We start from the raw sequence: 20,022 nt of genomic DNA on the forward strand, positions 1-20,022 counted from the left end.
GGCCCGGTCCGAAGGGACCGAGCCGTCATACAGCGGAAGAAGAATCGACTTAGAGCTGTTGCTGAACCCAGCCCGTCACGCCCGCGAGCGCGGCCGGCAGATTGGCCGGTTCGGTGCCGCCCGCCTGCGCCATGTCCGGACGACCGCCGCCCTTGCCGCCGACTTGCTGCGCGACGAAGTTGACGAGCTCGCCCGCCTTCACCTTCTTCGACGCATCCGCCGTCACGCCCGCGATCAGGCTGACCTTGCCGCCATCTACGGATGCGAGCACGATCGCCGCGCTCTTGAGCTTGTCCTTCAGCTTGTCGACGGTTTCGCGCAGCGTCTTCACGTCCGCGCCTTCGAGTTGCGCGGCAAGCACCTGCACGCCGGATACATCGACGGCTTGCGACACGAGTTCATCGCCCTGGCTTGCCGCGAGCTTCGATTTAAGCGCGCCGAGTTCCTTTTCCAGCGACTTCACGTGCTCCTGAACCTGCGCGATACGCTGCGTGAGTTCCGAAGGCTGCGCCTTCAGCGCGCCCGCCGCCGCGTTGATGCGTTGATCCAACTCCTGCACGTAGCGCACGGCGTTGTCACCGGTGATCGCCTCGACGCGGCGAATGCCCGCCGCGACGCCGCCTTCCATCACGATCTTGAAGAAGCCGATATCGCCCGTGCGCCGCACGTGCGTGCCGCCGCAGAGCTCGCGCGAGAAGCCGAGATCGAGCACGCGCACGGTGTCGCCGTACTTTTCGCCGAAGAGCGCCATCGCGCCGCCCTTCACCGCGTCGTCGTAAGGCATCACGCGCACGACGCCCGGCGCGTTCGCGATGATCTCGTTGTTCACGATCTGCTCGACGCGGCGGATTTCGTCATCCGTCATCGGCGCGTTGTGCGCGAAGTCGAAGCGCGTCTTGTCCGCATCGACGAGCGAGCCTTTCTGCTGCACGTGGCCGCCGAGCACTTCGCGCAGCGCCTTGTGCATCAAATGTGTGGCCGAGTGATTGCGCGCGGTGCGGGCGCGGCGCACGGCGTCGATTTCGGCCTTTAAGACATCGCCGACCTTGAGCGTGCCCTGCTCGACCGTGCCGTGATGACCGACGACATCGGCCTGCACCTTCAACGTATCCGCGACGGCGAAGCGCACGTTCGCGTTCGCGAGCACGCCCTGATCGCCGACCTGACCGCCCGACTCCGCATAGAACGGCGTGTGATCGAGCACGACGACCGCCTGCTGGCCGTCCTTCGCCTCGTTCACCGATGCGCCTTCGACATACAGCGCGAGAATCCTGGCGTCGTCGAAGATTTCCTTTTCGTAGCCGTGAAAGGTCGACTTCGCGCCCGAGTATTCGAGGCCCGCCGCGATCTTGAACTTGCCCGCCGCGCGTGCCTGGTCGCGCTGACGCGCCATCGCGTCGTCGAATGCGGGTTCGTCGACGGTCACGCCGCGCTCGCGGCACACGTCCGCGGTCAGGTCGAGCGGGAAGCCGTAGGTATCGTGCAGCTTGAACGCGAGTTCGCCATCCAGTTGCTTGACGCCCTTCTTTTCCAGCTCGGCGAGTTCGCCTTCGAGAATCGACATGCCGTGCTCGATGGTTTCGAAAAAGCGCTCTTCTTCCTGGCGCAGCACGTCGGTCACGCGCTGTTGAGCTTCTTTCAGTTCCGGATACGCCGCGCCCATTTCGGCGACGAGATCCGCCACGAGCTTGTGGAAGAACGCGCCCTTCTTGCCGAGCTTGTATCCGTGACGGATCGCGCGGCGCACGATGCGGCGCAGCACGTAGCCGCGGCCTTCGTTGCCGGGAATCACGCCATCGACGATGAGGAACGAGCACGCGCGGATGTGGTCTGCGATCACCTTAAGCGAGTTGTTTTCCAGATCCGGCGTGCCGGTTTCCCGCGCGGCGGCCTTGATGAGGTTCTGGAACAGATCGATTTCATAGTTGCTGTGCACATGCTGCAGCACGGCGGCGAGGCGTTCGAGGCCCATGCCCGTGTCAACGCACTGCTTGGGCAGCGGCGTCATGTTGCCCTGCGCGTCGCGGTTGAACTGCATGAACACGAGATTCCAGATCTCGATGAAGCGGTCACCGTCTTCTTCGGGCGATCCCGGCGGGCCGCCCCAGATTTCCGGGCCATGGTCGTAGAACACTTCGGAGCACGGACCGCACGGGCCGGTGTCGGCCATCTGCCAGAAGTTGTCGGATGCGTAACGCGCGCCCTTGTTGTCACCGATGCGGATGATGCGTTCGACCGGCACGCCGATTTCCTTCGCCCAGATGTCGAAGGCCTCGTCGTCTTCCTTGTAGACGGTCACCGTGAGCTTGTCGGCCGGCAGGTTGTAGACCTTGGTGAGCAGCTCCCAGCAATAGTGGATGGCGTCGCGCTTGAAGTAATCGCCGAACGAGAAGTTGCCGAGCATCTCGAAGAACGTGTGATGGCGCGCGGTGTAGCCGACGTTCTCCAGATCGTTGTGCTTGCCGCCCGCGCGCACGCTGCGCTGCGCGGTGGTCGCGCGCGAGTACGGACGCGATTCGCTGCCCAGAAACACGTCCTTGAACTGGACCATGCCCGAGTTGGTGAAGAGCAGCGTCGGGTCGTTGCCGGGCACGAGGCTCGACGAACGCACGATCGTATGGCCCTTCGATTCGAAAAACTTCAGGAATTTCTCGCGTATTTCGGCGGCTTTCATAGCGTACGGGGCGTGTCTTCGGTTTCTTGATGGTGCCCGCGGGCGGCTCTCTGCGAGCCTTGGCCGGCGTGGCGAGGGTGATTGTCGATTATACGGGATTCGCCGCGTCCGACCGGGCGCGCGGCAGGTCCGGTATCGCGCGCGCGGCGGTTCTGTGCGACATTCGCAGTCCGGAGACAAATTTGAGCGAGCGAACCGACGAATGGGAGCCTTGAGCCATATCCGCGTGCTGGACCTGACCCGCGTGCTGGCGGGACCGTGGTGCGCGCAGACCCTCGCCGATTTCGGCGCGGACGTCATCAAGATCGAGCGGCCCGAAACCGGCGACGACACGCGCCACTGGGGGCCGCCCTACCTGAAAACGCCCGGCGGCGAGGACACGCACGAGGCCGCGTACTATCTCGCGGCGAACCGCAACAAGCGTTCGGTGACGGTGGATATCGCCACGCCGGAAGGTCAGCAGATCGTCCGCGAGCTGGCCGCGCAAAGCGATGTCGTGCTGGAGAACTACAAGGCCGGGCAACTGAAAAAGTACGGGCTCGACTACGCGTCGCTGAAGGCCGTGAAGCCGGACATCGTCTATTGCTCGGTCACCGGCTTCGGGCAGACGGGGCCGTATGCGCAGCGCGCGGGCTACGACTTCATCGTGCAGGGCATCGGCGGGTTCATGAGCATCACCGGCGAGCGCGACGGGCAGCCCGGCGGCGGTCCGCAAAAAGCCGGCGTGGCGATCGCGGACCTGATGACGGGCATGTACGCGACCATCGGCGTGCTCACCGCGCTCGCGCACCGCGACCGCACGGGCGAAGGGCAATACATCGACATGGCGCTGCTCGACGTTCAGGTCGCGATGCTCGCCAACATGAACACCAATTTCCTCGCGAGCGGCAAGCCGCCGGTCCGCTGGGGCAACGCGCATCCGAACATCGTGCCGTATCAGACCTTCCAGACGAGCGATGGCTGGATCATCGTCGCCGTGGGCAACGACGGGCAGTTCCGCAAGTTCGTCGAAGCGGGCGGCCGCGCCGAACTGGCGGACGATTCGCGTTTCGCGGCGAACCCGTCGCGCGTGCGCAACCGCGACATCCTCGTGCCGCTGCTCGCGGACATGGTGCGCAGCAAGGGCAAGCACGAATGGATCGCCGAACTCGAAGCCGCCGGCGTGCCGTGCGGTCCGATCAACGATCTCGGCGAAGTCTTCGAAGATCCGCAGGTGCTCGCGCGCAAGATGCAGATCGATTTGCCGCATCCGACGGCCGGCACGGTCAAGCTCGTCGCGAGCCCGATCAAGATGAGCGCGACGCCGCCCGAAGCGCGCACGCATCCGCCGCTATTGGGCGAGCACACGACGAGCGTGCTCGCCGACGTGCTCGGTTACGACGAGGCGAAGATCGCGCAGTTGCGGGCGTCGAAGGCAATCTGAGCGAGTGCGCGCGGGATTGTCCGGATCAACGAACGCCGGCGCCGATCAAACCGCCCGCCGCCGCGCCCGCGACGGTGCCGATCGGCCCGCCCGTGACCAGGTAGCCGAGCGCGCCGCCCGCAGCCGCGCCGACTCCGGCGTGGGCCTGCTGGCGCGACACGTTTGCGCAGGCCGCGAGGCTCGATACGAGCGCAGCGGCGGCGGCCAACTTGAGCGTCGTGATGGCGATCTTTTTCATGATGGGCTTCCTGGTGTTGTCGTTGTGATGTGTTGTGCTTGTCGCGCAGTCCCGCGCCGTACAACCAGACGCGGTCGATGCAGGCGAGCCGATCTTAAAATTGCGCACCCGCGCCCTCAACGCGATTTACGTCCGGTTACGGTGGTTACGATGCGCGTCGCCGGGCGTAAACCATGTAACGGAACTCGCGAAACGGCGCGACTGTGCGAATCGCGCGACGAAACCGGCCGCGAGCGCTCCAACAACGTTTCCGCAGCCTGCTCCCGACGGTTGCGTAAGGTAGAATCGACCCAATATTCAAGGCCTTCGTACGTGTTCCGGGCCGAACGGCCTCGATGAACGCTTCCCGAACCGTCTCACGCGCGCGAGCGCACCCGCTGGCACTCTCTTTCGCATGAACACCGATCGCAACGACGCTCCGGCGCCATCCAATTTCATTCGCAACATCATCGAAGACGACAACCGCTCCGGCAAATGGTCGCAGCGGGTCGAGACGCGCTTTCCGCCCGAGCCGAACGGCTACCTGCATATCGGCCATGCGAAGAGCATCTGCGTGAACTTCGGCCTCGCCGCGGATTACGGCGGCGTGTGCCATCTGCGCTTCGACGATACGAACCCCGAGAAGGAAAGCGTCGAATACGTCGATTCGATCATCGACGCCGTGAAATGGCTCGGCTTCGACTGGAACAAGGACGGCGCGGAGCACAAATACTTCGCGAGCGACTACTACGACAAGCTGTACGAGTTCGCCGAGATGCTCATCAAGAAGGGCCAGGCATACGTCGACAGTCAGACGGCCGAAGAGATGCGCGCGACGCGCGGCTCGGCCACCGAAGCGGGCATCAACTCGCCGTATCGCGACCGCACGCCCGAAGAGAACCTCGACCTCTTCCGCCGCATGAAGGCGGGCGAGTTCAAGGAAGGCGAGCACGTGCTGCGCGCGAAGATCGACATGGCCTCGCCGAATTTCAACATGCGCGATCCGGTGATCTATCGCATCCGCTTTGCGCATCACTACCGCACGGGCGACACGTGGTGCATCTACCCGATGTACGACTACGCGCACTGCGTGTCGGACGCGATCGAGAACATCACGCACTCGCTCTGCACGCTGGAATTCGAGGATCATCGCCCGCTCTACGACTGGTTCCTCGCGCAACTCGCGGACGATGGCGTCTTCCAGCGTCCGCTGCCGCAGCAAATCGAGTTTTCGCGCCTCAACCTCACGTATGCGATCACGAGCAAGCGCAAGCTGCTGCAACTCGTGCAGGACAATCACGTCGACGGCTGGGACGATCCGCGCATGCCGACCATCGTCGGTGTGCGCCGGCGCGGCTTCACGCCGGAAAGCATCCGTTTGATGGTCGAGCGCGTCGGCGTGACGAAGGTCGATTCGTGGATCGACATGAGCGTGCTCGAAGGCGCACTGCGCGACGATCTCGATGACAAAGCTCCGCGCGCGATCTGCGTGCTCGATCCTTTGAAGCTCATCATCGACAACTATCCCGAAGGACAGAGCGAGACGTGCAGCGCGCCGGTGCATCCGCATCACCCGGATCGCGGCGTGCGCGCGTTCCCGTTTTCGCGCGAGCTGTGGATCGAACGCGAGGACTTCCAGGAAACGCCGCCGAAGGGCTACTTCCGTCTCTTCCCGGGCAACAAGGTGCGGCTGAAGTACGGCTTCGTCGTCGAATGCACGGGCGCGGACAAGGACGAGAACGGCAACGTGATCGCCGTTCATTGCAACTATTTCCCGGACAGCAAATCGGGCACGGAAGGCGCGAACAACTACAAGGTGAAGGGCACGATCCACTGGGTCAGCGCGGCGACGGCGTATGCGGCCGAAGTGCGCCTGTATGACCGCCTCTTCAAGGAGCCGCAGCCCGGCGCGGGCGGCGCGGAATTCCTCGACGCGCTCAATCCGGATTCGAAGCGCGTCGTGAACGCCTATCTCGAGCCGAGCGCGCGCGACGCGCACGCCGAAGACCGCTTCCAGTTCGAGCGGCACGGCTATTTCGTCGCGGACCGGCTGGATTCGCAGCCGGGCAAGCCGGTGTTCAACCGCATCGTGAGCCTGCGCGACAGCTGGGGCAAACCGGCCTGATATCGACAGGACCAAGGCGCCGCGCAGCCACGCGGCGCCCTCGATGAATCTTGCCGGACTCATCGCACGCCGCTTCTCACGAGGACATCATGAAGCAGCCGCACTACTTCGCGCAGCGCCGCACATGGGCGCAACGAAGCGCCGCCCTCGCCTCCTTGCTCCTGCTCGCATCCGCCGGCGCGCACGGCGCCATCGCCGCCGAACTCGCCACGGCGCAGGCCACGGTCGATCAGATGCCGCCTTCCGCGACGCTGCGCAAGATCGTGGAAAACGGCGCGATCGTGCTCGGCACCCGCGAGTCGTCCGTGCCGTTCTCCTACACGGTGAAGCAACAGCCGGTCGGCTACTCGTACGACATCGCACTCAAAGTCGTCGACGAGATCAAGAAGCGCCTCAACATGCCCAATCTCGCGGTGAAGAACGTGCAGGTCACGTCGGCGAACCGCATCTCTTATGTCGTGAACAATCAGGTCGATCTGGAATGCGGCTCGACCGCGCATGTGGCCGACCGCGACCCGCTCGTCGCTTTTTCGAACAGCTTTTTCCAGTACGGCATCCGCATGGCCGTGAAGAAGAAGTCGGGCATTCGCGACTACGCGGATCTCGCGAACAAGACAGTGGCGACCACGGCGGGTACATCGGATGAGCGCATGTTGCGGCAGATGAGCATCGACAAGAAGCTGAATCTGCGCATCATCAGCGCGCGCGATCATGCGGAAGCGTTCGCCGCGTTGAAGTCGGATCGCGCGGTGGCGTTCGTGATGGACGATCCGCTTCTCTACGGCAAGATCGCCCAGGAAGGCGCGGCGCGCAACGAGTACACGGTGACGGGCGCATCGCTCGCGAACGAGGCGTATGGCTGCATGATGAGAAAGGGCGACCCCGTGTTCAAGCGTATCGTCGATGACGTGATCGCCAACATGCAGCGCTCCGGCGAAGCCGCGAAGCTCTACGAGACCTGGTTCATGCGCCCGATTCCGCCCGATGGCATGAACCTGCAATTTCCGATGTCGCCCGAAATGAAGGCGCTCTTCGCCAATCCCAATGACCGCACAGTCGACTGACTACAGCGTCTCGTGCAGTTGCGCGAGCGATAGCGTCGTCTCGAACAGACGCGCGAGGCTGCGGCTCGCGAACTTATCGACGTCCGCCGGGCTGACCCAGCGGTAGGCGTCCATCTCGGGAATCATCGTGCCGTCGCTATAGCGCGGAAAATACGATTCGCACACGCAGTTCTCGAGCTGCACTTCGTCTTCGCTCACGCGCACCGCAAAGAGATGCAGGTCCTTGTCACGACGATAGACGAAGCGTCCGAGATCCTTCAGCCGCGCGGCGGGCAGCACGATGCCCGTCTCCTCGACGAGCTCGCGCAACGCCGCCTCGCGCGGGCTTTCGCCGGGATCGGCGGCGCCCTTGGGCACGTCCCAGTGCGTGGTTTCGGTCGCGTGGCAGAGCAGCACGTCGCCCTGCCCGTTCAGCATGACCACGCCGCACGATACGGTGCGGGCGGTCATCGACGGCTCTGCCCGTTCATCACTGCTTCTTGAGTTTCCACTTGCCGTCGCTCGCCTTGCAGGCCACCGGCGTCCAGGTCTGCGTCTGCCCCTTGGCCTGCGCGATGAGCGTGACCTTGCGGCACTTGAGGCCATCGGACTCGAACGTTTCGTGCGGCGTGACCGTGCCGTTGATCGGGACCGTGTTGCCCGTGCCCTTGTTGTCCCAGTCGAGCGATTCGCCGTCCTGCTTGGTATTGAGCGCGGTCTGCGCGGCGTTGTTGAGCGCCTGCAGGTCGCGCTGCTTCATGTAGGTGATCGGCGTGTTGTTCAGGAATCCGAGATTCGCGGCGGTTGCGCCCGTGCTCAAAGCAAGCAGCGCGGCTGCCGCGAAAGTCGGGAAAGAAGCGCGAGCGAGCGCTCGATGTGTGATCGGCATTGAATGTTCCTCTTGCGGATGAGTATGCCGCCTGCAGATGCAAAGAGCGGCAACGGCGATTCATCAACTCGGCCCGTAGGGGCGGGTCGCAAGGAGGATAGCATGACGCGCGGCGTTCGGCGGCCCGGGCCGCGCGGGCTTGCGTCAATTGGAAGTGGAGTTCATTTCGTCGATGCCGATGCCCTTCTGCGCGTTCCTGTCCTTCGCCGGATCGTAGCCGTCGGTGAGCGTATCGAGGAACGCGACGACGTCCCTGATCTCGGCTTCGTCGAGCGCGGGCCTGTCACCCTTCGTTCGATCGAACGGCGGCTCGGTATTGACGTTCTGCCAATAGCGCTTCGGCAGATCGTCGAACTTCTGGACGACGCCTTTCTTCGACACCGGATAGAACTTCTCCGGGTTCGTGTCGCGCTCGACGTAGAAGCGCACCACGTCTTCCAGGTTGTGATAGATGCCGTTGTGGAAGAACGTCTTGCGCGTCGCGACATTGCGCAACGACGGCGTGCGGAAGATGCCGCAATACTCGTCCTGGCCCGTCAGGTCGCGGCGCTCGGGACCGCATGCCCCGAGATCGTGGAAGTTCGGGTTTCTGTTGACCGGCAGCGCACGATTGCGCGGCACGCCGATCGCGATCAGGCCGAAGTCGCTGAACTGCGGCGGCGAGCCGTCCTTTGCGCGCTGGCTGATGTGGCACGACGCGCAGTTGCCCTTGTTCTCGTCGTTGAAGAGCCGCAGGCCGTGCATCTCGGCCTCGTTGAGCTTCGCGCGGCCCGCGAGAAACGCGTCGTACTTGCTCGTGTACGGATAAAACTTTTCAGGCGTCTGCTCGAACGCTTCGAGCGATTGCAGCACGGAGGCGAACACCTTGTCGTCGCTGTCGAATACATCGGCGCCGAACGCCTCGCGGAAGTCGTCCGCATAGGACGATGCCTTCACCGCGGCCGCGAGCTTCGCCGGCGTGCTGCCCATCTCGAACGACGACAAGAGCGGCATGCGCGCCTGGTCCGAGCCATGATCGACGCGGCCGTCCCACGTGAGCCCGCCGGTCGGGCCGGCATCGACGCTCTCGTCGCCTTCATCGTCGGAATCGTGAAAATGGCGCGTGAAGGCGGGCACCGCCTGCAGATACTTGAGCGAAGGCACCGCGCGGAATCCCGGCTGATGCATGTCGTTGCCGCCGAGCTGCACGGATAGCGCGTTCGGCGGCCCGAACGCATGGCTCGGGCTATGGCACGACGCGCACGCGAGCTTGCCGGAGCCGGACAGCGACGGATCGGAGAACAGCTTCTCGCCGAGCGAGGTGATCTGCTTCACATGCGCGAACACCTCCGCGCGCGACTGACCATGCGGCGCCGCCTCGGCCGCGATGCGCGTCGCGGCCTGCGTCTGCCCGCTCGCGCCGTTGTCCGCCGCATGGGAATCGCAGCCGCTCATTACCGCCGATGACGCGCCGAGCGCGAGCGCAAGAAGGACAAACGGCAAACGCATCGAAGACATGGACGTGCGGATCGGAATCGAAAGATGCCGAAGCGTATGTCGTGCGCATGTCTTTCATGTGACAAGGACGAACTTTATTAAGCGAACATTACGCAAACGAAAGCCTTGTTACATCGCTGCGTCAATTTGCGTTGCGACACTGCCCACGCCGGCGGGCAAAGGCTTTTGACGACGACGCCCGCGTCACGCGCCGGTCTCCAAACCAAGAGAGAATCTCAATGAACAACAAACTCGTTTGCGTGGTGCCGCTCGCGGCCGCTCTCGCACTCGGCCTCTACGCATGCGGCGGCGACGATCATCAAGACAACGATATTTCTTCGGTGAAGAACGTCGTCGTGATCTACGCGGAAAACCGCAGCTTCGATAACCTCTATGGGCACTTCCCCGGCGCGAACGGCCTGCAGAACGTGACGGCGGCCAACTCCCGGCAGCTCGACCGCGACGGCAGCGTGCTCGCGACGCTGCCGTCGATCTGGACCGGCCTGACGGCGAAGGGCGTGACACCCGCGATCTCCGAAGCGATGACGGCGAACCTGCCGAACGCGCCGTTCGCGATCGACGATCCCAACGGCTTCAACACGCAGCTCAACGTCACGACGCGCGATCTGTATCACCGTTTTTACGAGAACCAGATGCAGATCGACGGCGGCAAGAACGACAAGTTCGCCGCATGGGGCGACTCGGGCGGTCTCGTGATGGGCCACTACGACACGCCGCCGGACAAGCTGCCGCTCTACAAGATCGCGCAGCAATACACGCTCGCGGACAATTTCTTCATGAGCGCGTTCGGCGGTTCGTTCCTGAACCACCAGTGGCTCGTCTGCGCGTGCACGCCGATCTATCCGAACGCGGACACAAGCGTCGCGAAGGGATCGATTTCGGCAGTGAATGCGGACGGCGTGTCGCTCAGGACGAAGACCAATCCGCCGCCTTCCGCGCTGACCGGCTCGGCCGACGCGCAGTTCGTCAACTCGGGCACGCTCACGCCCGATTTCTATGCCGTCAACACGATGCAGCCGCCGTATCAGCCGAGCGGTAACAAGCCGGTCACCGGCGGCGATCCGAACCTCGCGGACCCGAGCCAGCCGACGACGCTGCCGCCGCAAACGCAACAGCACATCGGCGATCTGCTGAACACGGCCGGCGTGAGCTGGGCATGGTACGGCGGCTCGTGGGCGGCGGCGCTCGCCGATCGTTCGGTCATCAACGGCGCGGTCAACGTGGTGCCCGACTTCCAGACGCACCATCAGCCGTTCAACTACTTCGCCGACCTCGCACCGGGCACCGCCAATCGCGCGCAGCACTTGCTCGATGGCGGCACGAACGGTTCGGAGTTCATCAAGGCGATCGATGCGGGCACGCTGCCGCAAGTCGCGTTCTATAAGCCGCAGGGCAACCTGAACGAGCACGCGGGTTACACCGATGTCGCGCAGGGCGACCAGCACATCGCAGATCTCGTTTCCCATCTGCAGAAGAGCCCCCAGTGGAAGAACATGGTCGTCGTCGTGACGTATGACGAGAACGGCGGCTTCTGGGATCACGTCGCGCCGCCGAAGGGCGACCGCTGGGGCCCGGGAACGCGTATTCCGGCGCTCATCATCTCGCCGTATGCGAAGAAGGGCTTCGTCGATCACACGCAATACGACACGACGTCGATCCTGCGCTTCATCACGAAACGCTTCGGCTTGCCGGAACTGCCGGGCCTGAAATCGCGTGACGACGCGCTCGTCGCGAACGGCGGCAAGGCGATGGGCGATCTGACCGCCGCGCTCGACTTCTCGCAGTAAGCACTGCTCGTCGACGCTGAAACGAGACGGGCCGCGGCCCTCAAGCCGCGGCCCGTATTTTTTGTGCCGATGCTCACGCGCCCGCAAATAGCGTCGCCAGATCGTTCGTGCGCGCGCCGCTCGCCTGCGCGAGCACGCGCGCTTCCAGTTCGTCGATATGCGTTCGCATCGCCGTGAGCGCGGCAGCGAGATCGCCGTCCTCGAGGGCATCGACGAGTCTTCCGTGTTCGTCCGACGCGCAGTTCGACAATTTCGACGGATCGAAGAGCGCCTTATAGAGTTCGGTCTTCGCAACCAGCTTGGCGAGAAACGCGTGCACTTCCGGCGCACCCGCCAGTTCCGCGAGCAGCAGATGAAAGTGACCCGCGAGGCGCACGCACTCCTCCACGCTTCCCGCCTTCACCGCGCGCTGCTCGGCTTTCACGTGCGCGCGCAACGCGCGCTTCGCCTGCGCAGTCAGCGTGCCGCACAGCGCCGCGACGATGCCCGCCTCCACCACCTGCCGCGCGCGATAGACCTCGCTGATGTCGGCGGGCGTGGGTGAAGGCACGAACGCGCCGCGATTCACTTCCAGCGTGAGCTTGCCCTCGGCGCCGAGCCTTGCCAGCACCTTGCGTATCGTGCCGCGCGTGCAGTCGAACGCGGCGGCGAGCTCGCGCTCGACGAGCTGCGCGCCCGGCGCGAGCTTGCCGTGCAGGAGCGCGGATGTGATCGCCGCGTACACGCGTTCGTCGGCCGACGTTGCGCTCGCGGTTTCATTCGATGATGTGTGCTTGCGTGATGCCATGATGCCCAGTCGTGCTTGCGTTGAGTCGCATTGTAGCGAGCGCCCGCGTCCGGACGCGAATCCGGCCTATCAGATTTGGCGTATTTTTGGTTGACCAAACGCTGCTAGAATGGTCAACCAAATCGAGCGACGCACCGGAGGATTCCATCGTATGAAACCATCGACCTGGATCGTCAACGCACGACCGTTCGGCGGTGCGCCGGTGGATGTGCGCGTCGACGGCACGACGATCGGCGCGATCGCGCCGCACGGCGAGCGCAAGCCCGCGCCGGGCGATATCGTCATCGACGGCGCGCTCGCGCTGCTGCTGCCCGGTTTCGTCGAAGGACATACGCATCTGGACAAGACCACGTGGGGCATGCCGTGGTATCGCAACGCGGTCGGGCCGCGCCTCGCCGACCGCATCGAGAACGAGCGGCGCTGGCGCGGCGAAAGCGGCCACGACGCCGCGAAGGCATCGCGCGCGCTGGCGCTCGCTTTCCTGCGCGCAGGCACGACGCGCTTGCGCACGCATGTCGATATCGACACCGATGCGGGCCTGCGTCATCTCGACGGCGTTTGCGCGACGCGCGCCGCGCTCGCCGATGTGCTCGACATGCAGATCGTCGCGTTTCCGCAATCGGGCATGCTGAAGCGCCCCGGCACGCGCGAGCTGCTCGACGCCGCGCTCGCGCATGGCGCGGATGTGCTCGGCGCGCTCGACCCTTCTTCGATCGACGGCGATCCGGCCGCCTCGCTGGACGCGACATTCGCGATCGCGACGAAGCACGGCAAGCCCATCGACATGCATCTGCACGAGCCCGGCGATCTCGGCGCGTTCACCTTCGACTTGCTGCTCGATCGCGTGGAAGCGCATGGTTATCAGGGGCGCGTCGTCGTGAGCCATGCGTTCTGCCTCGGCTCGCTGACCGACGCGCGGCGTGGCGCGTTGCTCGAACGCATCGCGCGCGCGGACGTCGCGCTTTTGACGACCGCGCCCGCATCCGTGTGCGTTCCGCCGTTGCGCGAAGCGCGCGCGGCGGGCGTGACGCTCTTCGGCGGGAACGACGGCATTCGCGATGCGTGGACGCCCTTCGGCTCGCCCGACATGCTCGAGCGCGCGATGCTGATCGCGATGCGCTACGACCTGCGCCGCGACGACGATCTCGCCACCGCGTTCGATTGCGTCTCGATCGAAGCGGCCCGCGCGTGCGGCTTCGCGCACTACGGTCTCGCGCCGGGCATGCGCGCGGACCTCGTGCTCGTCGATGCGGAAACGGTCGCGCAAGCCGTCGCGATGCGTCCGCCGCGGCGTTTCGTGATGGCGAACGGGGTGCCGATTTCGCCGGAATTCACGCGATGAACCCGCGCGCATCGAACCTTGCGTGGCTCGCGGTGATCGTCGCGATCGGCCTCAACCTGCGGCCGCTGCTCACCTCGATCAGCCCGCTGATGGGCGTGATCCTGCACGCGACGGGATTGTCGTTCCGCGGCGCGTCGATGCTGACCGGCCTGCCCGTCGTCGCGATGGGCGCATGCGCGTTCGGCGCGAGCGCGCTGTCACGTTCAGTCGGCCAGGCACGCGGCGTGGCGATCGGGCTCATCGCGATCGTCGCTGCCTGCGCGGGACGACGCTTCGCCGGCGACGCGGCCGCGCTCATCGCGAGCGCGGCGATCGCGGGCACGGGCGTCGCGGTCATTCAGGCGCTCTTGCCCGGCGTCATGAAGACGCGCTTCGCCGCGCGCCTGCCCTTCGCAATGGGCCTCTATTCCGCATCGATCATGGCGGGCGGCGGACTCGGCGCGAGCATCACGCCCGCGGTCGCGTCGCGCATGTCGTGGCAGGCGGGGCTTGCGTTCTGGGCGTTGCCCGCGCTCATTGCGCTTGCGGCATGGATGCTCCTGATGCGCGCGGACGCCTTGCCTCGCGCATCGTCGGCGCGTCACGCGAAGCCCGCGCCATCGCTCTTTGTCAATCGGCGGGCGTGGACGCTCGGAATCTTCTTCGGGCTCGTCAATGGCGGCTATACGAGCCTCGTCGCATGGATGCCCGCGTACTACCAGCAACTCGGCCGCGGCGTGACCGAGAGCGGCGCGCTACTGGCGATGCTGACGGTCTTCCAGGCGTCGTCGGCCTTGCTTCTGCCGATGGCGGCCGCCCGCTTCGGGCGCGGCCGCGACCGTCGTCCGTGGCTCGCGCTCGGTCTCGCCGCGCAACTGGCGGGCTTCGGTCTGCTGCTCGTCGCGCCGCTTGCGGCGCCGCTCGCGGTCGTTGCATTGCTCGGCGGCGGGCTCGGCGGCGTGTTCGCGCTCTCGCTCGTGCTGACCCTCGATCACGCCGACGATCCCGCACTCGCCGCGCGGCTCGTCGCGTTCGTGCAGGGCGTGGGCTTCGTCATCGCGGCGATCGCGCCGGTCGTCGCGGGCGTCGTTCGCGATGTGAGCGGCGGTTTTTCGATGTCGTGGATGATGCTGGCGGCGAGCCTTCTCGCGATGATCGCGCTGAATGTCGTCTTCGGGCCGCGCAGCTATGCGCACGCGATGCGGCAACAGGACGGCGCCCTCAACGCACCGCGTGACATGCGAAGTACTCGTCGAGCAGATCGGTCATCTGCCACACCGGGCACGGACGGCGGCAGTGTCCGTCGTAGCCCGCTTCCTTGAGACGCGCGATCGGCTCTTCGGGCAGAAAGCCGCTCATGGCGATGACAAGGCGATTCGCGTCGTCATCGAGCTCGCGAAGCGCGCGGACCAGCGCGTAATTGCCGCAGCCACCGACGCGCGTATCCAGAAAAAGCACATGCGGACGCCATTCCCGCGCGATATGTTTGAGCGATGACGCGTCCACCGCGAGTTGCGCCGGAAAGCCCTTCAGTTCGAACAAGGACGCGAGCGATGCGCCGAGCATGCGCTCCGGCAGCGCGAGCAGCACGCGCCGCGACTCCGGTTGCAGGCGCGCCTGCTTGCGGTTCCATAGCGAGCATTGCGCCAGGCTGGTTTCGTATGCTCGTTTGTTCAAGTCATTCCTCTTGTGTCGATTCGGCTTGTCGCCGTCACCGTTATGGCGCACCGCGCGCCACGATGACGCATCGGCGCACCGCGGATGGGCGGAACGCTCGCTTGTACGAGATGGTTAGTTTCTCCGATGCGTTGCGGGGCGCGGGATTTGCGAAGATCGGGCACGCGCACGGGTGGAGGATGGGCAGGAAGCGGGCCAGGTGCAGGGCGGGCGCCGATTCGATTAGTGATGCTGACGTTCCGGGCGATTTGCGCGGGTGCGCGCGTGCGGGCTTCATGAAAACAAAAAGCCCAGTCGCAACGACTGGGCTCGACGCAGGCATGTGGCCCGCCCTACACGACTCGAACGTGTGACCTACGGCTTAGAAGGCCGTTGCTCTATCCAGCTGAGCTAAGGGCGGAGAACCGGAGCGCGGCAATGCAGAAAAAAGCAGCCGCTGATCCGAAGAGATCGCGATTTTACCTCATTCGCCGCTTCGCTAGTCCCGAGTTCGTCACACCGGCTGCGGATGCATCGTGAACCAGCCGAGGAAGAAAACGCCCGCGATCACGCAATACACACCGAACGAGGCGAGCTTGCCGTGCCCTTCGAAGTAGCGCATCAGAAAACGCACGCTGAGATACGCCGCGATGCCGGTCAGCACGCCGCCCAGCAGCGAATCGGCCAGTTGCCCCGGCGCGTGAAAGAGCTTCGGCAATTCGAGCACGCCCGCCGCGAAGATGATCGGCGTGCCGAGCAGAAACGAGAATTCCGCTGCAGCCTGCGCCGTGAGGCCCGCGCCCACGCCCGCGATCATCGTCAGACCGCTGCGCGAAAAACCCGGAATCAACGCGCCGATCTGCGCAAGGCCCACCAGAAACGCTTGCTTGAACGTGAGCTTCTCGGGTGCTCGTGTCGCGCGGCTTCTCTGCAAACGGTCGCCCAGCCACAGGAGCACGCCATTGACGATCAACGCCGCCGCGACGATCCGCAAATCGTGAAAAATTGCCTCGAGCCGCTTTTCGAGCACCAGCCCGACGATACACGTCGGAATCGTGCCGATGATGAGCGCCCACATCATGTGGCCGTCGTCGTTCTTGCGGCCGCCGAGCGACGCGAAGAAGCCGCGGATCAGCGCGATCCAGCGCGTGCGGAAATACCATAGCAGCGCGATGGCCGTGCCGAGGTGCAACGCGACCAGAAACGGCAGTAATTGCGGCGCATGCTTGTCGATATGCATGCCGATCAGCCCGGGAACGAGCAAGGTGTGCCCGAGACTGCTGACCGGAAAGAGTTCGGTCACGCCCTGGAGCACGCTCAAGAATACGAGAAACCACAGAGTCACGCGTCGGTCCTTTTTTGAGGAGGAAGAAGGACGCGCCGTGCAGTTCCATCCCTCGCATCACGCGAAGCCGAACGAGGCAGGGGGATATTGGAACAGGAAGGAAAAGCCGATACGGCGCGCAAACGGGACCGATTATGCCGGGGGGGAAATCGAGCGCCAAGCGCAAACCGCACACAAATTGCACCGACAGTCAATCGTCGGGAAAACGAAGAATGATCGCAAGCGGACTACAGGCTATACGAAAGAAAGCGCGCCAGGTAGCACTGCGCGGCGTTGCGGACCGCGTTACCCGTCAGGCCGTCAGCTTGTAGAGGAAGACTGCCGTGCTCGCGCCGAAGAGGCCGAACATCGCGACGCCCATTGCCATCGCCAGATCCATGGTTGCTCCTTGTCCGTCTGATTCCTAACACTGGAAGCATATAACAACATATTGCATAAGCCTTGCTTAGTCGCAATTTCCCGCAAAGGGTTTTTCCGGACGGAATTCCAAGGCAGAATCGTCGGGTCGAGCCGCGCCGGATCGCCGTGCGCGGCGCCTCGCCATTCAACGGAGCGCCTGCCATCATGTCACCGGAAATTGACGTCATCGAAATCGAGCGCGACGGCGCCGCCATCCAGCTCGCTCCGCAGGCGGGCGGGCGGCTCATGACCTGGCGCGTCGGTGGCGATGCGGTCCTGCACTGGCCCACGGGACCCAATGGACCCGACTGGTCCAATCCGGCCAAGATCCGCGGCGGCAATCCGCTGCTCTTCCCGTTTCTCGGGCGTCATTTCGTCGACGGCGAGATCGGCAAATGGCGCGACCCTGAAGGCGTCGTGCATGCGCTGCCGACCCACGGCTTCGCGCGCAACCTGCCCTTCTCCTGGACGCGCGATGCGGACGGGCACGGCCTGCGCATGACGCTCGTCGACAGCGACGCGACCCGCGACGGCTATCCGTTCGCATTTCGCTTCGAGGCGGCATACCGCATCGTCGACGGCAATACGCTCGAAGTCGAACTCACGACGTCGAATCCGGGCGAAGTCGCGCTGCCCTACTACGCCGGGCATCACTTCTACTTCGATCTGCCGCACGGCCGGCGCGCCGAGAGCAGCGTGGAGCTGCCGCACACCGAGCGGCGCCGGCAACTCACGGACGGCTCGATCAGCGAAGCCGAGCCCGGGCTGCCGCGCTATTCGCTCGCCGACCCGAGCATCGTCGATACGTTTCACTGCCTCACGCAACAGTCCGACGAACCCATGTTGCTCAAGCTGCCGGGCCTTAAGCGCACGATCGCCTTCGAACTGCAGCAGCCGGACTCCGTGCCGTGGTACGCGGTGACGACCTGGACCGAATCGGACACCTCGGACTTCTATTGCGTCGAGCCGTGGATCGGCCTGCCCGACGCCATTCACAATGGCCGCGGCCTGCGCTGGCTCGCGCCGGGCAAGACCGAGACGGCATCGCTCAGGCTCGCCGTCACGCACGGCGAGTAAGGCGAACGGCGCCGACGCAAGGCCGCACGCGGCGTCTTTCTGTTCGGGGAAACCCGAGACGGTAAAATCCTGCCTTTTGATTCGCCGTGCGACTGTGCTGCGCACTTCTCGCGGCGGTGCTTTACGAGGTCAGGTTTGCAAAAAAGAATTCGACGGCTCGTCTGCGCATCGCTCGTCGCAGCGTTGGCCGCGTGTGGAACGGGGCCGGTCGCGCCGGGCTTTTATCGCGTGGAGCGTGGCGACACCGTGTCGAAGATCGCGCGCGAGAATCGCACCACGGTCTCGAACATCAAGCGCTGGAACGGGCTCACGAATCCCGACGCCATCGAGGTCGGACAAGTGCTGCGCATCGCGCCGCCGGCGGGCAGCGCGGCTGCGGCGGACTCATCGAGTGCGGGAGCGGGCGGCAGCGCGAAGAGCGATGCCGGCGCGCAGGCTTCGTCGCAGAACAAGGCGGGCCCGGGCGTAACGCTCGTCTGGCCGGCGCAGGGCAGCATCATTCGCGGCTTCGACGGCAAGAACTCGAAGGGCATCGATATTGCCAATGTGGCGGGCACGCCCGTCGTGGCTGCCGCCACCGGCAGTGTCGTCTACGCGGGCAACGGCCTGCGCGGCTACGGGAACATGCTGATCGTCAAGCACGACGATGATTATCTGACCGCCTACGCCCACAATCGGGCGCTGCTGGTAAAGGAAGGCCAGACCGTGCAACAGGGCCAGCAAATTGCCGAAATGGGCGATACCGACAGCGACCGCACGATGCTGCATTTCGAAGTGCGCTACATGGGCCGCTCGACGGACCCGGCGCGCTATCTACCGCCGCGTTAAGAAGTCCGGCGGACGTTACGAGGAAGATTGATGAGATTGACGATGAGGATGAACACGGCCGCGCTCGGCGCGGCGCTGGCCTTGACCGGCGCACTCGCCGGATGCGCGCACACGGCGACGATGACCTACCTGCCTTCGGGCGACACGGGCTTCGCGATCAACTGCAGCGGCAGCGATGCGAGCACGACCTGGGCAGCCTGCTACAAGCAGGCGGGCGAAATGTGCGGGGCGTACGGTTACGACGTGGTGTCGAAGGACGCCGACACCGGCGCGACCGCGGGTGGTTCCGTCGGCGGAATTTTCGGGGCGAACATCAAGAATCGCTCGATGGTGATCCGCTGCAAACAGTGATGCCTCGGCGAGCAGTGCGACGCGCGGGCCGTCAGGCGTCAGCCGCGTCGTCCTTCGGCTTCTTCGCGCCCGGCGTGCGCCAATGTCCCGACAGCGGATCGATATGCGCCGCAAACGCAACGAGCGATCCGACCGCGAGCGGTGCGACGGCAGCGAAAACCCAGAGCAGATCCATGACAGATACACTTTGAAACACGTTCGCCAGATGATACTCGTCCGGCAATTGTTCCGCTCGAAGGAACCTTCTGAAAACGTGTGACAGGTAACATTTGCCGCAACCGGCGCATCCGGCGGCGGCGTGCACACAGTCATGACACGGCGTGCTTTTGATACCGGCGCCAGCCCGCGCAAGATGTCCGCGCGAACAGTCAGCGCGGGTCATCAGAAGCCCCGATGTTGGCGCTTATTGAGGCTTGACCGGATCGGTGATCATCGACGGCGGGGTCATGTCCGTCGGCACGCCCTTGTAGTCGGGCGGATCTTGCGGTTCGTGCTTCTGATGAGAAGTGTCGGCGCAGGCGGCGAGGCCGAACGCGACGAGTGCGATGCAGACAACGGCGGAAACGATACGCGGCATGAGACTCCCGAACGAGCGTCGAAAAG

General features: G+C 64.7%; 19 protein-coding genes and 1 tRNA gene. 9 read left to right on the forward strand and 11 right to left on the reverse strand.

Annotation, left to right across the window (positions count from 1 at the left end):
• Positions 1 to 49: 49 nt before the first annotated feature.
• Positions 50 to 2,674: an alanine--tRNA ligase gene (gene alaS, locus NCS58_RS09895; protein WP_250538346.1), complete on the reverse strand. Its 2,625-nt coding sequence runs from the start codon at positions 2,672 to 2,674 to the stop codon at positions 50 to 52.
• A gap of 202 nt (positions 2,675 to 2,876) precedes the next feature.
• Between alaS and NCS58_RS09900 the strand changes: the two genes are divergently transcribed.
• Positions 2,877 to 4,097 carry a CaiB/BaiF CoA-transferase family protein gene (locus tag NCS58_RS09900; protein ID WP_061120948.1) on the forward strand — a complete coding sequence of 407 codons (1,221 nt, stop codon included), beginning with the start codon at positions 2,877 to 2,879 and terminating at the stop codon, positions 4,095 to 4,097.
• 25 nt (positions 4,098 to 4,122) lie between these two features.
• Here the strand turns inward: NCS58_RS09900 and NCS58_RS09905 are convergent, their stop codons facing one another.
• Entirely contained in the window at positions 4,123 to 4,335 is a 213-nt protein-coding gene (locus NCS58_RS09905) for a hypothetical protein (RefSeq protein WP_061120949.1), read from the reverse strand.
• A 394-nt stretch (positions 4,336 to 4,729) separates the two neighbouring features.
• Between NCS58_RS09905 and NCS58_RS09910 the strand changes: the two genes are divergently transcribed.
• Positions 4,730 to 6,439 carry a glutamine--tRNA ligase/YqeY domain fusion protein gene (locus tag NCS58_RS09910; RefSeq protein ID WP_061120950.1) on the forward strand — a complete coding sequence of 570 codons (1,710 nt, stop codon included), beginning with the start codon at positions 4,730 to 4,732 and terminating at the stop codon, positions 6,437 to 6,439.
• Between the two features lie 89 nt (positions 6,440 to 6,528).
• Positions 6,529 to 7,503 (forward strand): transporter substrate-binding domain-containing protein, encoded by a 975-nt coding sequence (locus NCS58_RS09915; RefSeq protein WP_086961504.1) that lies wholly within the window; start codon positions 6,529 to 6,531, stop codon positions 7,501 to 7,503.
• Here NCS58_RS09915 and NCS58_RS09920 read toward each other — a convergent pair whose 3' ends face one another.
• From NCS58_RS09920 to NCS58_RS09930, 3 genes are all read right to left on the reverse strand, one after another.
• On the reverse strand, positions 7,504 to 7,953 hold the full coding sequence (locus NCS58_RS09920; protein WP_250538347.1) for an NUDIX hydrolase: 450 nt from the start codon (positions 7,951 to 7,953) through the stop codon (positions 7,504 to 7,506).
• 19 nt (positions 7,954 to 7,972) lie between these two features.
• Positions 7,973 to 8,371: an RT0821/Lpp0805 family surface protein gene (locus NCS58_RS09925; protein WP_061120952.1), complete on the reverse strand. Its 399-nt coding sequence runs from the start codon at positions 8,369 to 8,371 to the stop codon at positions 7,973 to 7,975.
• Positions 8,372 to 8,515: 144 nt separating this feature from the next.
• Positions 8,516 to 9,868: a cytochrome-c peroxidase gene (locus tag NCS58_RS09930; protein WP_250538350.1), complete on the reverse strand. Its 1,353-nt coding sequence runs from the start codon at positions 9,866 to 9,868 to the stop codon at positions 8,516 to 8,518.
• 218 nt (positions 9,869 to 10,086) lie between these two features.
• On the opposite strand from NCS58_RS09930, the gene NCS58_RS09935 reads away from it, so the two are divergent.
• Positions 10,087 to 11,655, forward strand: coding sequence for an acid phosphatase (locus NCS58_RS09935; RefSeq protein ID WP_250538351.1), 1,569 nt, complete (start codon positions 10,087 to 10,089; stop codon positions 11,653 to 11,655).
• A 73-nt stretch (positions 11,656 to 11,728) separates the two neighbouring features.
• Here NCS58_RS09935 and NCS58_RS09940 read toward each other — a convergent pair whose 3' ends face one another.
• Positions 11,729 to 12,442 carry a GntR family transcriptional regulator gene (locus NCS58_RS09940; protein ID WP_250476856.1) on the reverse strand — a complete coding sequence of 238 codons (714 nt, stop codon included), beginning with the start codon at positions 12,440 to 12,442 and terminating at the stop codon, positions 11,729 to 11,731.
• 151 nt (positions 12,443 to 12,593) lie between these two features.
• On the opposite strand from NCS58_RS09940, the gene NCS58_RS09945 reads away from it, so the two are divergent.
• Together NCS58_RS09945 and NCS58_RS09950 are read left to right on the forward strand one after the other, a co-directional pair.
• Positions 12,594 to 13,784, forward strand: a complete 1,191-nt coding sequence (locus NCS58_RS09945) for an amidohydrolase family protein (RefSeq protein ID WP_250538352.1) — start codon at positions 12,594 to 12,596, stop codon at positions 13,782 to 13,784.
• Positions 13,781 to 15,085, forward strand: coding sequence for a cyanate transporter (locus tag NCS58_RS09950; protein WP_250538353.1), 1,305 nt, complete (start codon positions 13,781 to 13,783; stop codon positions 15,083 to 15,085). Before NCS58_RS09945 ends, NCS58_RS09950 begins: the two co-directional genes overlap by 4 nt.
• Here NCS58_RS09950 and NCS58_RS09955 read toward each other — a convergent pair.
• The 3 genes from NCS58_RS09955 to NCS58_RS09965 form a co-directional block, all read right to left on the reverse strand.
• Positions 14,985 to 15,440: a response regulator gene (locus NCS58_RS09955; RefSeq protein WP_061120957.1), complete on the reverse strand. Its 456-nt coding sequence runs from the start codon at positions 15,438 to 15,440 to the stop codon at positions 14,985 to 14,987. The genes NCS58_RS09950 and NCS58_RS09955 overlap by 101 nt on opposite strands.
• 323 nt (positions 15,441 to 15,763) lie before the next feature.
• Positions 15,764 to 15,840: transfer RNA gene (locus tag NCS58_RS09960), tRNA-Arg, on the reverse strand.
• Between the two features lie 93 nt (positions 15,841 to 15,933).
• A complete protein-coding gene (locus NCS58_RS09965) occupies positions 15,934 to 16,764 on the reverse strand; it encodes an undecaprenyl-diphosphate phosphatase (RefSeq protein ID WP_250476860.1) in 831 nt (276 codons plus the stop codon).
• A 564-nt stretch (positions 16,765 to 17,328) separates the two neighbouring features.
• On the opposite strand from NCS58_RS09965, the gene NCS58_RS09970 reads away from it, so the two are divergent.
• From NCS58_RS09970 to NCS58_RS09980, 3 genes are all read left to right on the forward strand, one after another.
• Positions 17,329 to 18,240: an aldose epimerase gene (locus tag NCS58_RS09970; protein ID WP_250538354.1), complete on the forward strand. Its 912-nt coding sequence runs from the start codon at positions 17,329 to 17,331 to the stop codon at positions 18,238 to 18,240.
• A 135-nt stretch (positions 18,241 to 18,375) separates the two neighbouring features.
• Positions 18,376 to 19,068, forward strand: a complete 693-nt coding sequence (locus tag NCS58_RS09975) for a peptidoglycan DD-metalloendopeptidase family protein (protein ID WP_250538356.1) — start codon at positions 18,376 to 18,378, stop codon at positions 19,066 to 19,068.
• A 30-nt stretch (positions 19,069 to 19,098) separates the two neighbouring features.
• The gene (locus NCS58_RS09980; RefSeq protein ID WP_061120961.1) at positions 19,099 to 19,419 is read left to right on the forward strand and encodes a hypothetical protein; all 321 of its coding nucleotides are present in this window, start codon (positions 19,099 to 19,101) and stop codon (positions 19,417 to 19,419) included.
• Positions 19,420 to 19,450: 31 nt separating this feature from the next.
• Here the strand turns inward: NCS58_RS09980 and NCS58_RS09985 are convergent, their stop codons facing one another.
• Both NCS58_RS09985 and NCS58_RS09990 read right to left on the reverse strand, forming a co-directional pair.
• Positions 19,451 to 19,594: a hypothetical protein gene (locus tag NCS58_RS09985; protein WP_250476861.1), complete on the reverse strand. Its 144-nt coding sequence runs from the start codon at positions 19,592 to 19,594 to the stop codon at positions 19,451 to 19,453.
• A 228-nt stretch (positions 19,595 to 19,822) separates the two neighbouring features.
• Entirely contained in the window at positions 19,823 to 19,996 is a 174-nt protein-coding gene (locus NCS58_RS09990; protein ID WP_250476862.1) for a hypothetical protein, read from the reverse strand.
• Positions 19,997 to 20,022: the final 26 nt, after the last annotated feature.

Origin of the sequence: Caballeronia sp. INML3B (assembly GCF_023631305.1) — a bacterium.
Lineage (GTDB): Bacteria > Pseudomonadota > Gammaproteobacteria > Burkholderiales > Burkholderiaceae > Caballeronia > Caballeronia turbans.

Bases quoted from the DNA above. Each gene is read 5' to 3' on its own strand.
- NCS58_RS09985 (WP_250476861.1), bottom strand. From the start codon at position 19,594: ATGGATCTGCTCTGGGTTTTCGCTGCCGTCGCACCGCTCGCGGTCGGA.
- NCS58_RS09925 (WP_061120952.1), bottom strand. From the start codon at position 8,371: ATGCCGATCACACATCGAGCGCTCGCTCGCGCTTCTTTCCCGACTTTC.
- NCS58_RS09935 (WP_250538351.1), top strand. From the start codon at position 10,087: ATGAACAACAAACTCGTTTGCGTGGTGCCGCTCGCGGCCGCTCTCGCA.
- NCS58_RS09950 (WP_250538353.1), top strand. From the start codon at position 13,781: ATGAACCCGCGCGCATCGAACCTTGCGTGGCTCGCGGTGATCGTCGCG.
- NCS58_RS09970 (WP_250538354.1), top strand. From the start codon at position 17,329: ATGTCACCGGAAATTGACGTCATCGAAATCGAGCGCGACGGCGCCGCC.
- NCS58_RS09940 (WP_250476856.1), bottom strand. From the start codon at position 12,442: ATGGCATCACGCAAGCACACATCATCGAATGAAACCGCGAGCGCAACG.
- NCS58_RS09980 (WP_061120961.1), top strand. From the start codon at position 19,099: ATGAGATTGACGATGAGGATGAACACGGCCGCGCTCGGCGCGGCGCTG.
- alaS (WP_250538346.1), bottom strand. From the start codon at position 2,674: ATGAAAGCCGCCGAAATACGCGAGAAATTCCTGAAGTTTTTCGAATCG.
- NCS58_RS09990 (WP_250476862.1), bottom strand. From the start codon at position 19,996: ATGCCGCGTATCGTTTCCGCCGTTGTCTGCATCGCACTCGTCGCGTTC.
- NCS58_RS09905 (WP_061120949.1), bottom strand. From the start codon at position 4,335: ATGAAAAAGATCGCCATCACGACGCTCAAGTTGGCCGCCGCCGCTGCG.
- NCS58_RS09915 (WP_086961504.1), top strand. From the start codon at position 6,529: ATGAAGCAGCCGCACTACTTCGCGCAGCGCCGCACATGGGCGCAACGA.
- NCS58_RS09945 (WP_250538352.1), top strand. From the start codon at position 12,594: ATGAAACCATCGACCTGGATCGTCAACGCACGACCGTTCGGCGGTGCG.
- NCS58_RS09900 (WP_061120948.1), top strand. From the start codon at position 2,877: ATGGGAGCCTTGAGCCATATCCGCGTGCTGGACCTGACCCGCGTGCTG.
- NCS58_RS09920 (WP_250538347.1), bottom strand. From the start codon at position 7,953: ATGACCGCCCGCACCGTATCGTGCGGCGTGGTCATGCTGAACGGGCAG.
- NCS58_RS09910 (WP_061120950.1), top strand. From the start codon at position 4,730: ATGAACACCGATCGCAACGACGCTCCGGCGCCATCCAATTTCATTCGC.
- NCS58_RS09930 (WP_250538350.1), bottom strand. From the start codon at position 9,868: ATGTCTTCGATGCGTTTGCCGTTTGTCCTTCTTGCGCTCGCGCTCGGC.